Source organism: Nannocystis punicea, from assembly GCF_026965555.1.
GTDB lineage: Bacteria > Myxococcota_A > Polyangia > Nannocystales > Nannocystaceae > Nannocystis > Nannocystis punicea.
The window spans coordinates 5,527,467-5,541,075 of the sequence record NZ_CP114040.1 but is presented as its reverse complement, the minus strand read 5'-3'; the positions used below and the strand labels follow the sequence as shown (position 1 = coordinate 5,541,075).

9 protein-coding genes are annotated in these 13,609 nt (G+C 72.0%); 1 reads left to right on the top strand and 8 read right to left on the bottom strand.

Features of this window, described 5'->3' with window-relative positions:
* Nucleotides 1-4: 4 nt before the first annotated feature.
* The 6 genes from recJ to O0S08_RS21350 all read right to left on the bottom strand — a co-directional run bounded on the left by recJ (nt 5) and on the right by O0S08_RS21350 (nt 8,111).
* The gene (gene recJ, locus O0S08_RS21375; protein ID WP_269041051.1) at nt 5-1,708 is read right to left on the bottom strand and encodes a single-stranded-DNA-specific exonuclease RecJ; all 1,704 of its coding nucleotides are present in this window, start codon (nt 1,706-1,708) and stop codon (nt 5-7) included.
* A 105-nt stretch (nt 1,709-1,813) separates the two neighbouring features.
* Nucleotides 1,814-3,223 carry a protein translocase subunit SecF gene (gene secF / locus O0S08_RS21370; protein WP_269041050.1) on the bottom strand — a complete coding sequence of 470 codons (1,410 nt, stop codon included), beginning with the start codon at nt 3,221-3,223 and terminating at the stop codon, nt 1,814-1,816.
* A gap of 11 nt (nt 3,224-3,234) precedes the next feature.
* Entirely contained in the window at nt 3,235-5,376 is a 2,142-nt protein-coding gene (gene secD, locus O0S08_RS21365) for a protein translocase subunit SecD (RefSeq protein WP_269041049.1), read from the bottom strand.
* A 30-nt stretch (nt 5,377-5,406) separates the two neighbouring features.
* Nucleotides 5,407-5,775 (bottom strand): preprotein translocase subunit YajC, encoded by a 369-nt coding sequence (gene yajC / locus O0S08_RS21360; RefSeq protein ID WP_269041048.1) that lies wholly within the window; start codon nt 5,773-5,775, stop codon nt 5,407-5,409.
* A 99-nt stretch (nt 5,776-5,874) separates the two neighbouring features.
* A complete protein-coding gene (tgt, locus tag O0S08_RS21355) occupies nt 5,875-7,134 on the bottom strand; it encodes a tRNA guanosine(34) transglycosylase Tgt (RefSeq protein ID WP_269041047.1) in 1,260 nt (419 codons plus the stop codon).
* A gap of 50 nt (nt 7,135-7,184) precedes the next feature.
* Nucleotides 7,185-8,111, bottom strand: coding sequence for a MopE-related protein (locus O0S08_RS21350; RefSeq protein WP_269041046.1), 927 nt, complete (start codon nt 8,109-8,111; stop codon nt 7,185-7,187).
* A 65-nt stretch (nt 8,112-8,176) separates the two neighbouring features.
* On the opposite strand from O0S08_RS21350, the gene O0S08_RS21345 reads away from it, so the two are divergent.
* On the top strand, nt 8,177-9,178 hold the full coding sequence (locus O0S08_RS21345) for an NAD-dependent epimerase/dehydratase family protein (RefSeq protein WP_269041045.1): 1,002 nt from the start codon (nt 8,177-8,179) through the stop codon (nt 9,176-9,178).
* A gap of 77 nt (nt 9,179-9,255) precedes the next feature.
* Here O0S08_RS21345 and glgP read toward each other — a convergent pair whose 3' ends face one another.
* Nucleotides 9,256-10,935 carry an alpha-glucan family phosphorylase gene (gene glgP, locus O0S08_RS21340; RefSeq protein ID WP_269041044.1) on the bottom strand — a complete coding sequence of 560 codons (1,680 nt, stop codon included), beginning with the start codon at nt 10,933-10,935 and terminating at the stop codon, nt 9,256-9,258.
* A gap of 34 nt (nt 10,936-10,969) precedes the next feature.
* A complete protein-coding gene (locus tag O0S08_RS21335) occupies nt 10,970-13,591 on the bottom strand; it encodes a glycoside hydrolase family 15 protein (protein ID WP_269041043.1) in 2,622 nt (873 codons plus the stop codon).
* Nucleotides 13,592-13,609 lie beyond the last annotated feature (18 nt).

The following is a 13,609-nucleotide window of genomic DNA, read 5'->3' as shown; positions in this document are numbered from 1 at the left end:
GGCGTCAAAACCCGCGCGCCGGCCACATCGACTCGACCATCAGCTGGAGCCGCACCCGGCCGCGGAAACTGGAGCGCAGCGGCACGAACAGGAACGCCACCCGCTCGCCCGGCGCGAGGTTCGGGTGGGCCGCGGCCTGGCCGAAGGCGATGGCCTCGAAGCCCACCCGGCCCTGCCGCAGGGCCAGCGACAGGTGCCGGCCCTTCAGCACCCGCACCCGCTCGATCACCGCGTCCTCGCACAGGAACCGCGGCGGCGCGAACCCGACCCCGTAGGGCGCGAGCTGCTCCAGATCGACCAGGAGCGGCTCGTCGATGGCCTCGAACGGCAACAGCCCGTCGTGTTCGAGCGCCGGCTCGCCGAGCTGCCGCTCGCGGATCTGGTCGGCCACCGCCGCGTCGAAGGCCTCGATGAGCTGCGGGATCTGGGCCGGGTCGAGGCTCACCCCCGCGGCCGCCCGGTGGCCGCCGAACCGCCGCAGATACGGCGCGCAGGCGCGCAGCGCGGCGTGGACGTCGATGTCGCCGGCCGTGCGCGCCGACCCGCGGGCCTCCCCGCGCGCGCGATCGACGGCCAGCACCAGCGCCGGCCGCCGGTACTGCGCCACCACCCCGGCGGCCGCGATGCCGACGATCCCGTGGAGCCACGAATCGCCGGCGACCACGATCCCGCGCCGCTCCGGCGTGCGGGGATCGGCCGCCAGCTTGGCCAGCGCCTCGCGGACGATCGCGTCCTGGTGCTCGCGGCGGTGGATGTTGAAGTGCTCGACCCGCTCGGCCATCGCCCGCGCCTCGACCGAGCTGCGCGCGCGCAGCAGCAGCAGCGACGGCTCGGCCGGCCCGAGGCGACCCGGCGCGTTGAGGCGCGGTCCGAGGCGGAAGCCGAGGTGTGTCTCGTCGATCGGGTCGTCCTCGCCGACGCCGGCGGCCTCGAGCAGCGCCCGCACCCCGGGCCGGCGGCGCGACGCGATCACGCCGAGCCCGTGGCGCACCAGGATCCGGTTCTCGTCGACCAGCGGGACCATGTCGCAGATCGTGCCGAGCGCGACGAGGTCGAGCCACGCGCGCGGGTCGGGCAGCGCGCTCTGGGTCTTCCGGGCCATCGCGCTGCGCAGCGACGCGCACAGGTAGAACGCCACCCCGGCGCTGCACAGGCCCTTGAACGGGAACCCGCAGCCGGGCTGGTGCGGGTTGAGCAGCGCCCGCGCCGGCGGCATGCGCTCGGGCACCTGGTGGTGATCGATCACCGCGGTCGGGATGCCCTGTCCTTCGAGCCAGGCGAGCGCGTCGTGATCGGACGTCCCGCAGTCGCCGGTGAGCACGACCTGCGCCCCCGCCTCGCGCAGCGCCCGCGCGTCCTCGACCTGCAGCCCGTAGCCGCCCTCACGCGAGGCCGCGCGCGCGACCACGTCCATGCCGAGCGCCTCGAGGTAGGTGGTGAGGATCGCCGTGGTCGTGACCCCGTCGACGTCGTAGTCGCCGAACACGCCGATCCGCAGCCGCCTCTGCTGCGCCGTCTGCAGCAGCTCGAGCGCCGCCTCGAACCCGGCCATGCCGGTCGGGGCCCGCAGATCGGCGAGGCGCGGCCGCAGCACCCGCGCCTGCGCCTCCGGGCTGGTGACGCCGCGGCGGAGCATCAGCGCGACCGCGTGCGGGCCGACGCCGAGCGCCGCGCCGCGGTCCCGCAGCTCACCTGCCTCCGAGGACATGCCCCGAAGGACAAGCGGCGGCGGGGCCGGACGGGGCGCGTCGGACTGCGCCGGGCGGGGCTTCGTCAGCGCGAGCCGCGAGCTCATGCGGGGGGCTCGCGGAGCTCAGCTCTGCGGCCGCTGGCGGCGGCGGCGGCGGCTGGCCTTGGCCGGTTCGTCTCCGTCCTCCGCACCCACGCCTTGCCCCTTCGCTGCCTCGCCCTCGCCCTGCGCCTCGGCCCTGGCGGCCGCCTCGGCCCGCAGGTCCCCGATCGCGCGACCGGTGGCCTCGTCGACCTCGGCGTTCTCGGCCGCCAGCACCGTGCCCGGGTCGACCGTCGCCGCGGCGTCCTCGGCCGTCAGCAGGTGGCCCTCCCCGCCGTAGAAGCGGCGGTTGACCCACAAGAAGACCGGGCAGGCGATGAACAGCGACGAGTACGTGCCGACGACGATGCCGATCATCAGCGCGAACGCGAAGTCCTTGATCGAGCCCTTGCCGAGGGCCCAGGTCGCCAGCACCACCAGCAGCGTCGTGCCCGAGGTGAGGATCGTGCGGCTCAGGGTCTCGTTGAGCGCGACGTCGGTGGTCTCTTCGATCGGCGTGTCGCGGCTCAGCGCCACGCGCTCGCGGATGCGGTCGAACACGACGATGGTGTCGTTGATCGAGTAGCCGACGATCGTCAGCAGCGCGGCGATGGTCTGGAGGTTGAACTCCTTCCACGTCAGCGCGAACGCGCCGACCGTGATGAACGCGTCGTGCGCGAGGGCGATGATGCCGCCTGGCGCGAAGCGCAGGTCGAAGCGCAGCATCACGTAGAGGAAGATGAAGCCGAGCGCGTACAGCAGCGACTTGACGCCGTCGGCCTTGAGCTGGCTGCCAACCTTGGCGCCGACGGTCTCCGACGACACGATCTCGGTGACCGTGCCGGCGCCGAGCGCCTTGTTGAGCTCGTCCTGGATCTTGAAGCCCATGCCGACCAGGCTGACCTCGACCGGGAACTCGTCCTGCTTGCCGGTGCCCTTGTCGACCTTGCCCTCGCAGCCGGCCTTGGTGAGCAGCGCCTCGAGCTCGCTGTACACCGGCGGTGACTCGAACACGAAGAACATCTTGCTCGCGCCCTCCTGGTACGACATCGGGCGCTTGAGCTTGGCCTTCGGGTAGGCCTTGACGGCCTCCTCGCAGCCCTTGGCGGTGGCCATGTCGATCGAGGCCACGTCCTTGACGTGGGCGATGATCTGGTTGTCCGCGTCGGGGACCGTGACCGCGGAGGCGCCCTCGAAGCCGGCGGCGTCGAGCGCCTCGCGGACCTCCTGGATCGGGACATCCTTGCCGGGCGCGAGCTGCAGGCGGACCGAGGAGCCGCCGGCGAAGTCGATGCCGAAGTTCAGCGCCGACCCGCGCGAGCTGAAGTTGTAGGCCATCGTGGCGATGCTGATGACCATCAGCACGGCCGACAACGCGATGAAGTACTTCGCCGACTTGACGAAGGGGAACCGCGTGCCTGGCGGAATGAGCTCGAAGAACTTCTGCGCCATGGTGGTGTGCCTCAGATGGACACGCGGTCGAAGCCGCGGCGGTTGGCCTGGAAGTCGAAGAAGAGGCGCGTGCAGAACACCGCGGTGAAGATCGAGGTGGCGATGCCGATCAGCAGGGTGATGGCGAAGCCGCGGATGGGGCCCGAGCCGTACTGCCACAGCACGACGCCGGCGATCGCCGTGGTCAGCTGCGAGTCGAGGATGGTGGTGAAGGCTCGGTCGTAGCCGGCCTCGATGGCGGCGCGGGCGGTGTAGCCCTCGCGCACGAGCTCACGGATGCGCTCGTAGATGATGACGTTGGCGTCGACCGCCATGCCGAGCGTGAGGACGATGCCGGCGATGCCGGGCAAGGTCAGCGTCGCCTGGAAGAACGCCATGGCCGCCAGGATCAGCAGCACGTTGAGCACCAGGGCGAACACGGCGATGAGGCCCGACAGCCGGTAGTACACGGCCATGAAGGCGACGACGGCGCCGAGGCCGACGACGAAGGCCCAGAAGCCGCTCTCGACCGCGTCTTTGCCGAGGTCGGCGCCGACGCGGATCTCGAACTCCTTGACCAGGCGCGCCGGCAGGCTGCCCGACTTCAGCACCTTGACCAGGTCGTTGGCGGTGTCGCGGACGCTCTGCCCGGGCGTCTCGCCGACGGTGATGCGGACGTTGCCGCCGGGGATCCGGTCGTTGAAGACCGGGTCGGACATGACCGCGTCGTCGAGCATGATCGCCATGCGACGGCCGATGTTGTCGCCCGACATCTGCTCGAAGCGGTCGGCGCCGAGGCGGTCGAGCTTGAGGTCGACGCCCGGCAGGCCGGTCTGCGGGTCGGGGCTGACGTTGGCCGCCAGGATGCTCTCGCCGGTGACCTCGGCGCGCGCCTTGACGATGTACGTGCGCCACACCCGGGTCGGCTCGCCGCGGATGACCACCGAGTCGGGCCCGTAGGCGACCAGGTGCGAGGCCGGCAGGCGCCACTGCGCCGGCAGCTGGTTGAAGAAGTCCTCGAGCGTCTTGCGGTCCTTGGCGTAGAAGGCCCACACGTTCTCGACGTTGTGGCCCTTCGGGCTGCCGTAGTTGGACAGCTTGTTGACGCTGATGCCCCTGCCGGGGCCGATCTGGCCGCCCTCGAGCAGCGCCTGGAAGTAGTTGCGCTGACCCGGCCCGAACGGCAGCTCGTCGTCGACCATGCGCATCTCGAGCACGGCCGCGCGCTCGACCACCTTGAGCAGGCGGCGGAAGTCGGACGAGCCCTCGAGGATGTTGTCGCGCGAGCGCTCGCTGAGCTTGACCTCGACGGTGTCGGGCGCGGACGGCCGGCCCGGATCGTCGGGCAGGATCTCGAGCTCGACGCCGGTGCCGAGCCGCTCGTCGATGATCGTCTGCTCGATCATCTTGCCGGCGAACAGCTGGTGCAGCATGTCGCGCGCGACCTTGTCGGTCAGCGTGACGCGGAAGGCGCCCGGATCCTCGTCGCTGTCGGCGAGGATGACCTGGTTGGCGCCGGCCTGCTGCAGCAGCGGCCGCAGGCGGTCCTCGACCTCGTGACGCGCCGCCTTGATCTCGGTGGTGGTGTCCGACAGGCCCGGCAGCTCGATCACGATCTGGCGGTTCTTCGGGTAGATGTTGGGCTCGGCGATGCCCATCGCGTCGATGCGGCGGCGCACCGTCTCGAGCGCCTGCGCGACCGCGTGCGAGCGGTGCTCGCCGATCCGCTGGTCCGACATCTTGAGGTGGATGACGCCCGCCGACTCGTCCTGGGTGTCGACGCGCTCCATGTCGGTCAGCGCGACGCCCATGACGTCGTCCTCGGCGGTGGCCACCTGCGCCGCGTCGGGGAACTTGATGTCGAGGCGGTCGATGCCGATGCGCTCGATGTCGACGACGACGCCCTTCTTCTCCTTGAAGCCGGCCTCGAGCTCGGCCGCGATCTGGTCGAGCTTGTTCTCGAGCGCCTCGTCGACGGCGACCGAGTACTCGAGGTGCAGGCCGCCCTGGAGGTCGAGGCCGAGCTTGAAGCGATTGTCGAAGGTGCTGGTGAGCCAGCCCGGCAGTTCTTTGTCGGTGCCGAGGATCTGTGCGATGGACGGCACCACCATCATGACCGCGGTCGCGACCATGAGGAGGAGCAGCAGGGCCTTGGTCTTGAGGAACTTACGCATCGGTCCGCCTTGCTTCCTGCCGAAAATTCCTCACTTGGGAGCCGCCGCGCCGGCCTCGGGCTTGGCCGTCGCCGCCTCGGGGTCGTAGCGGTCCGCGATCTCGGCCCGCAGGACCTTGAGCTTGACCCGCTCCGCGACCTCGACCATCGCGGTCGGACCGTCGATGCTGCTGATGCGGCCGATGATGCCGCCGGTGAGCCGCACGGAGTCGCCCGCGGCCAGCTTGTCGAGCCTCGACTTCCGCTCCTTCTCTTGCTTGCCCATCGGGCGGATCAAGATGAAGTAGATGGCCGCGAACATCAGGATCGGGACGATGAACCCGCTGAGCGGGTTCGAAGCGGCGGGGGCCTGGGCGAGGATGGTGGCGAGCATGGCGATGGTCCGGACGGGAGTATCCACGGGGGCACCTGCGTTCTGACGCCGCCGCGGGCGGCCGACGCGTGCAAAAACGCAGGCCGGTCACCGGTCGCAGGGGGGTACCAAAGAACCCCGGGCCTGTCACGCCGGTTCCGGCGCGGCGAGGGCGGCGTCGGCGACCCCGTCGACGGTGCCCTCGCCCGCCGCGCCCTCGGCGTAAACGGTGGAAATAATGGATGAAAATTCGCTCCGGAGGGCCTCGAAGCGGCCGAAGCGCAAGGCGCGCCGGAGGGCGCCCACCCATTGTTGATAAAAGTACAGGTTGTGGATCGTCGCCAGGCGGCCGTACAGCGGCTCGTTCTGCTCGTGGAGGTGGCGCAGATAGGCCCGGCTGTAGCGCGCGCAGCAGCGGCAGCCGCAGGCGGCGTCGATCGGGGCGTCGTCGTCGCGGAAGCGGGCCTGGCGGATGTTCAGCCGGCCCGAGAACGTGAACAGCTGGCCGTTGCGGGCGTGGCGGGTCGGCATGACGCAGTCGAACATGTCGATGCCGGAGCTCACCGCGGCCAGCAGGTCGTGCGGGGTGCCGATGCCCATCACGTAGCGCGGGCGGTCCTGCGGCATCTCCGGGCCGATGGCGGCCATCGTGGCGTGCATCTCGGGGATCGGCTCGCCGACGCTGAGGCCGCCGAGCGCGAGGCCCTCGAACGGCAGGTCCGCCAGCGCCTTGAGGTGCTCGCGCCGCAGGGCGACGTTCGTGCCGCCCTGGACGATGCCGAAGCACAGCTGGCCCGGCTGCAGGATCTCCCCGCGCCGGCGCGCCGCCTCCTCCGCCCAGCGCGTGCTGCGGTCGACCGCCGCGCGGATCAGCGCGGGCTCCGCGTCGGCCGGCGGGCAATGGTCGAGGATCATGCAGATGTCGGAGCCGAGCGCGGCCTGGGTGGCGAGCACGCTCTCGGGGGTCATGCGGTGGCGCGAGCCGTCGAAATGGGTCTGATAGGAGACCCCGGCGTCGTCGATCTTCTGCAGGCCGCGCAGGCTGAACACCTGGAAGCCGCCGCTGTCGGTGAGGATCGGCCGGTCCCACGCCATCATGCGGTGGAGGCCGCCGAGCGCGGCGACGCGGGCGGCGCCGGGCCGGTGACCCAGGTGGTACGAGTTGCCGAGGATGATCTGCGCCCCGACCTCGCGCAGGTCGTCGGCGTCGAGGCCCTTGACCGCGCCGTAGGTGCCGACCGGCATGAAGCACGGGGTGTCGATCGGGCCGTGCGCCGTCCACAGGCGCCCCGCCCGCGCCGGTGAGCCCGGCGCCTGCGCCAGCACCTCGAAGGTGCCCGGCGGGCGCGGCTGCAGGCCGGATGTCTCACAGGACAGGTCGAGGCGCGGGTCGGCCCGGGTCGTCATCGTCGGCAAGGAATGCCACACCGAAATCGCCGCCGCAACGGCCGCCGGGCTCACGGCGGAGGGGCCGCGCGGCAGGCGTAGCCGACGCCCGCGCTGAAGCAGGCGCGGTCGTTCCAGCCGCCGAGCATGTAGAGCATCTGCCCGCAGTTCTCACGCGGGCAGGCGGCGTCGAGCGCGTCGACCGGCTCGCACATCGGGTCGCAGCTGGCCGAGTCCGGCTGTCCCATCGACCAGGCGGAGTAGTCGACCGGGCTGCCGTCGCTCCACTCCCAGTGGGCCGGGTTCGCCTCGCAGCCGGTCCAGTGCGGGTCGGCGCGGCGCAGGCCGATCCACACCGTGCCCATCGGATCGCCGCCCTCGAACAGCGCCTCGACCTGCTTGCGCGCCCACAGGTCGTCGGCCTCGCTGTGGAGGCTGAGCAGGTCGACCGTCCAGCCGAGCGCCGAGCAGGCCGCGCGCGCGGCCACCCAGTCGATCGCGTCGACCTTGCAGAACCAGTGCGGCGCCCCGTCGCGCTCGGCCAGGGCGCAGCCGTGGCACGCCTCGTTGACCGGCGAGAACTCGTCGACGATCTCGTCGCAGTCGTCGTCCTCGCCGTCGCACACCTCGAGCGAGCCGGGGAAGCGCTCGGAGTCGTGGTCGTCGCAGTCGCCGCGTTCCGGCGCGGTCCCCGGCGGCTCGTCGCAGGCGATCTGGGCCGGCTCGACGCCCCAGTCGTCGCCGTCCTGATCGAGGTACCACTTGCCCGGCGGCGACGTCGTCGGGCAGCCCTTCGAGCTGGCGTCGGTGTCGTCGTGGATGTCGCCGGTGGTCGCCAGGGTCGTGCTCGTGGTCGTCCCCTCGGTCGCGTCCCCGCCGTCGCTGCTCCCGCCGGTCAGCGCCGGCGGGACGTCGACGAAGCAGCCGGCGGCGCACAGCGTCGGCGTGACGGCGAGGAGGAGCGTCCGCGTGACGCTGCCGAGGCGGGGGGACCTCATGGGCCCCACCCTACCACGCCGCGTGGGGCTTCACGTCACGAGCGTATTGCGGTTTCATCGCCGGCATGTCCGCAGCACCCGTGCTCGTGACCGGCGCAGCCGGTTTCATCGGCCATCACGTCGTCCGCCTGCTGGTCGAGCAGGGTCGCACCGTGCGGGCGGTGCTGCGCCCGGGCGAGGATCCGCGCAACCTCGCCGGCATCGATCCTGCCCGGCTCGAGCGCGTCGAGGGCGACGTCCTCGACGCGGCCCGCATGCGCGCGCTGGTCCGCGGCTGCGATGTCGTCTACCACCTGGCCGCCGTCTACCGCACCTGGGTACCTGACCCGAAGGTCATCTACGACGTCAACGTCACCGGCTCGGCCAACGTGCTCGCCGCGGCGGCCGAGGCCGGGGTGCGCAAGGTCGTGTACACCAGCTCGATCGCCGCCGTCGGCGTGCGCGAGGACGGCGTCCCCTCGGACGAGGCCACCCCGTTCAACCTGTGGTCCGGCAGCTTCGACTACGTGCGCTCGAAGTACCTCGGCCAGCAGGTCGCGCGGGCGTTCGCGCCGCTGGTCGACGTCACGATCGTCGGCCCCGGCATGCCGCTCGGCCCCGGCGACGTCGGCCCCACCCCGACCGGCAAGACCCTCGTCGACGCGCTCAGCGGCCGGATCCGCGTGTGCTTCGAGGGCGGCCTCAACATCGTCGACGTCGAGGACGTCGCGCGCGGCCATCTGCTCGCCGAGGAGCGGGGCGGTCGCGGCGAGTGCTACCTGCTGACCGGCCACAACCTCACGATCTTCGACCTCATCGCCGAGATGCGGCGGGTGCTCGGCCTGCGCCACGCGATGTTCGCCACCCCGGTCGCCGTGGCCAAGGCGGCCGGCTGGGCGCTCGAGCAGCTGGCCGACCGCGCCACCCGCAAGGAGCCGCTCATCACCCGCGGCTCGGTCGACTACGCCAGCCAGGCGCTGCACTTCGACAACCGCAAGGCCCGCGAGGAGCTCGGCTTCACCGTCCGCCCGCTGGACGAGACCCTGCGCCGCGCCGCCGCGTGGTTCGCCGCCAACGGCTATCTCTGAGGGCATGTCCTCCCGGGCATGCCCATCGGGACATGCTCCTCCGTGCATGCCCCTCGAAACATGGCCCGAAGGCCAGCCTACCAGCGCGGCGCATAAGCCCGCTCGAGGTACTCGCCGAGCATGCGGTGGGCGTTGAAGTAGCTGGCCGCGAGGGCGATGCTGGCCCGCATGCGCTCGGCCCAGCGCTCGGGCGCGCCGAGGTAGAGCGGCAGGATCTCCTCGTCGAGCACGCGGTACAGCTGGGCCGCGTCGGCGTCGTCGCTCGGGTGCCCGGGCGCCAGCACCCAGCCGGTCTGGCCCTCGACATAGCCCTCGCACCACCAGCCGTCGCGCACGCTGAGGTTGGGCACGCCGTTGTGGGCCGCCTTCATGCCGCTGGTGCCCGAGGCCTCGAGCGGCGCCATCGGCGTGTTGAGCCACAGGTCGACCCCGGCGGTGATGAGCCCGCCGAGGCGCATGTCGTAGCCGGGCAGGAACGCGATCCGCACCGACGGCAGGACGACCTCCTGCTGGCGGAACACCGCCTCGATCATCCGCTTGCCCTCGAGGTCGCGCGGGTGAGCCTTGCCGGCGAACACGATCTGCAGCGCGCCCCAGCGGCTGGCGATCTCCCGCAGGCGCCGGACGTCGCGCAGCACCAGCAACATGCGCTTGTAGGCGGTGGCGCGGCGGGCGAAGCCGATGGTGAACCGCTCCTCGCCGAAGTTGTGATCGCCGTGGCGGTTGATCTCGTCGACCAGCGCGCGCTTGGCCTCGCGGTGGGCGGCGACGATGGCCTCGGTCGGGATCTTCTGCGCCTGCCGCAGGGCGTGGGCGTGCCGCCGCCACTCGGGGATCCAGCGGTCGAACACCGCGCGCATGGCCGGGGCGGTCCAGGTGGCCGAGTGGACGCCGTTGGTGATGGCGTGGATCGGCCGGCCGGGGAACATGCCGGTCGAGACCTCGGCGTGGCGGTGCGACACGCCGTTGACGAACCCGCTGAGCTCGATGCCCAGCGCGCTCATGTTGATCTCGGCGCTGTGCGGCGTCGGCAGCCGGGCGTACAGCTCGACCAGCTCGCGGCCGAGCACCGCGGTCGCCAGCGCCTTGGGGAAGCGGTCGTGAGCGGTGGGGATCGGCGTGTGCGTGGTGAACACGCAGCGCTCGCGCACGGCCGCGATCGCGCCCTCGAGGTCGTCTGTCCTCGCGGACAGCTCGAGCGCCAGCAGCTCGAGCGCCAGCAGCGACGAGTGGCCCTCGTTGAGGTGCCAGCGCGTCGGCGTCAGCTCGAGCGCGGCCAGCAGACGCCGACCGCCGAGCCCGAGCACCGCCTCCTGCTGCAGCCGGTAGCGCTCCTCGCCGCCGTACAGGTGGTCGGTGATCCGCCGGTCCTCCTCGTCGTTGCCGTCGACGTCGGTGTCGAGCATGTAGACCGGGACGCGCCCGCCGCCGGCGCCGTGGATCCACGTACACCAGGCCCCGACCTTCACCTCTCGCCCCTCGATGGTCACCACCACCTGCACAGGCACCCGCTCGAGGTGGTGCTCGGGGAGCCACTGGACGTCACGCTCCTGCTGGTGACCCTGCGCGTCGAGGACCTGGCGGAAGTAACCCTTTCGGTAGAGCAAGGTCACCGCGACCATCGGGAGTCCGGTGTCGGCCGCCGCTCGCAAGTGGTCGCCGGCGAGCACCCCGAGCCCGCCCGCGTAGGTCGGGAGCTCGCTCGACAGGGCGATCTCCATCGAGAAATAAGCGACGAGCAGCGACGACGCGGTCATCCACGCCGATGGTGGAGCGCCGCGCGCCGCTGGGTCAAGCGCGCCGTCGCCGACGCGGACCCAGCAGACCGAGCAGCAGCAGCGCAGCCGGCGCTCCAGGTCCGCCCGACGTGCATCCGCAGCCATCCTCGCTGGTCCCGCCGGTGAGGCCCGCACTTGCAGTGACACCTGCGCTCGCCACGCCCGACGTCGAGGTCATCGCTTCGGTGGTCGTGCCCGTCGACGTCGCGCCGGTCGTCGGCACCGCAGTCGTCGTGTCGAGCCCGCCGGTGGTGGTCGTCTCGCCGGTGTCGCTATCCGTGCCGGTGGTGCCCGGCGCCTCGTCCTCGACGAAGTACGCCCCGCAGGCCGGGTCGGCGAACGCGCCCGCGCGGTGGGCCAGCGCCAGCGCGTAGGCCCCCGCTCCGAAGCCCAGCATCGGCGAGTTGAACTTGTACACGCCGGTGTTCTCGTCGAACGTCTCCGCGGTCATGAAGTAGTTCGTCGCGGCCTGCTCGCGCACCCACTCGAGCAGCGCGTCGGCCCGCGCCGACTCGCCGGCCGCTCGCAGCGCCACCGACCCGCGCAGGTCGGTGATCACCCACTCCGCGCTGTCGTAGTCGCTGCCCCACGGCGTCGCGTCCTCCATCATCGCGTGGTCCCAGCGGTCGTCGTTGCGCGACCAGCCCGGCCCGGCGTCGACGCGCAGGTGCTCGTCGAGCGCGGCGAAGGTGGCCTGCGCGATCGGCCCCTGCGGATCGAACAGGCCCATAGCGAGCGCGTCCCACACCGCCGCGTCGAAGTAGCCCTCGCCCGTCGCCAGCTCCTCGACGCTGCCGGCCAGCGCCCCGTCGCCGTCGGTCGCGTGCGCGGCGATGGCAGCGCGGATCGACTCACCTGTCTTTCGGTACATGTCCGCACGGGCAGCGTCGCCGCGGCGCTCGGCGATGGCCGCGGCGTCGCACAGGCCGCGGGCCGCGGTGATGCTGGTGTACGTGAACCGGCGCTCGCGCCCGAGCCAGTGCGTCTCCCAGATCGACGAGTCGGCGCGGATCATCCCGGTCTCGGGGTCGACCAGCGCGACCAGGACGTCGGCGACCTCGGTCGCGACCTGCTCCCAGCGCGCGTCGGCCAGCGAGGTGTCGCCGGTCAGCACCTCGTAGGCCCGCAGGGCCCACAGGAACAGGCCGAAGCCGTCGAACTCGAGGTTCGGGCCGAACGCGTTGAAGTCGGTCTCCTCGACCCCGAACCCGTGGTAGCGCACCAGGCTGATCTGGTACGGCGGCATCCCGTACGGCTGCAGCTCCGACCACTGCTGGAACCGGCCGGCCTCGGCGTCGAGGTAGTAGGTCAGCGACGCCTTCGCGTGCTCCTGCATCCCGAGCGCCGCCATCGCCGTGGTCGCGTAGGCGCCGTCGCGGATCCACGCGTAGGTCCACTCGCCCGGCGGCAGGCTGGCCAGCACCGCCCCGCGGCCGCGGTGCTCGATCCACGCCGGCAGCTGCGCCGGCTCGTCGCCCGGCCCGGGGAAGCGGGTGCGCCGCGGCTCGCCGTCCTGGCTCAGCCACTCGCGGGCGAACGACCTGTCCTCGAGGACCTGTCCCATGTGCAACATCGCGACCGCCTGGCGCAGCATCGGCACCTCGGCCGCCGACAGGCCGTCGGGCAGCTTCGACTGGTCCTGGTGGAGGTCCGCCCACACGCCCCGCTCGCGCGCCAGCAGCAGCTGCGGGCCGACGCCGTCGATCCACGCGTCGAGGGTCGACTCCGCGTCGGCGCCGGCGAACGGGTCGCCGCGGTGGATCGCCGCGATCCCGACCCACGCCTCCGCGCCGGGCGCGATGCTGCCGAGGTTCCACTGGAACGCGGTGGTCGCGTTGTCGACCGCATTCGGCGGCGCCGCGTTGTCGGGCAGGTCCGTCAGGCCCTGGTTCACCAGCGCGTACAGATCGACCGCGGGTCCGACCCCGCGGTGCACGATCGGCGCGAGCGCCTGGGTCACGATCGTCCCGGCGAACCCTCGCTCGCCGAAGCGGGCCTCCTGGCCGCCGACGAACTCGACCGTCTCGCCGTTGTTGCCGATGTCTTCGTGGACGTCCCACGGTCGGTCGGCGCGGCCGAACCCGAGGTGGAAGTTGTGCAGCGAGAACGCCTGCACGCCCTGCAGCGGCTGCGCCCCGGTGTTCTTGAGCCGCAGCAGCAGCACCATCCCGGCCGCCTCGAGGCCCTGCGGCGCGAACGCGAAGGTCGTCGCCTCGAGCGCCCCGAGCGGCTGCACCATGGTGACGATGCCGGTGCCGACCGCCTCGCTGTCGCTCCAGCCGAGGTAGCCGCTGGCGTCCTCGTCCACCGGCACCGACGGCAGCCACAGCTGCTCGCCCTCGGCCCGCACCCCGAAGTACGCGTCGTACATCAGGTCGCGAGTGTGGACCGCCGCGAATTGCTCACCGTCCCAGATGTCCTGGCCCTGCGCGTCGATCTGCGGCTCCTCGGCGGCGAAGGCATGCTCCCGCAGTTCAGTCGCCTTGCCGGCCTTGAGGTCGACCAGGAGCGCGCCCCAGCCGTTGCTGCTGGGCAGCGCGAAGCGGGTCCGCTGCGGCTCGGCGGCCGTTGCCGGGGCGGCGAGCGAGGTCGACGCCAGCGCGACCAGTAGGGCGACGGAGGATGTTCGCGGCATGACCGGCCCACACTACCG

Bases quoted from the DNA above. Each gene is read 5' to 3' on its own strand.
- recJ (WP_269041051.1), bottom strand. From the start codon at position 1,708: ATGTCCTCGGAGGCAGGTGAGCTGCGGGACCGCGGCGCGGCGCTCGGC.
- O0S08_RS21345 (WP_269041045.1), top strand. From the start codon at position 8,177: ATGTCCGCAGCACCCGTGCTCGTGACCGGCGCAGCCGGTTTCATCGGC.
- glgP (WP_269041044.1), bottom strand. From the start codon at position 10,935: ATGACCGCGTCGTCGCTGCTCGTCGCTTATTTCTCGATGGAGATCGCC.
- secD (WP_269041049.1), bottom strand. From the start codon at position 5,376: ATGCGTAAGTTCCTCAAGACCAAGGCCCTGCTGCTCCTCCTCATGGTC.
- secF (WP_269041050.1), bottom strand. From the start codon at position 3,223: ATGGCGCAGAAGTTCTTCGAGCTCATTCCGCCAGGCACGCGGTTCCCC.
- O0S08_RS21350 (WP_269041046.1), bottom strand. From the start codon at position 8,111: ATGAGGTCCCCCCGCCTCGGCAGCGTCACGCGGACGCTCCTCCTCGCC.
- tgt (WP_269041047.1), bottom strand. From the start codon at position 7,134: ATGACGACCCGGGCCGACCCGCGCCTCGACCTGTCCTGTGAGACATCC.
- O0S08_RS21335 (WP_269041043.1), bottom strand. From the start codon at position 13,591: ATGCCGCGAACATCCTCCGTCGCCCTACTGGTCGCGCTGGCGTCGACC.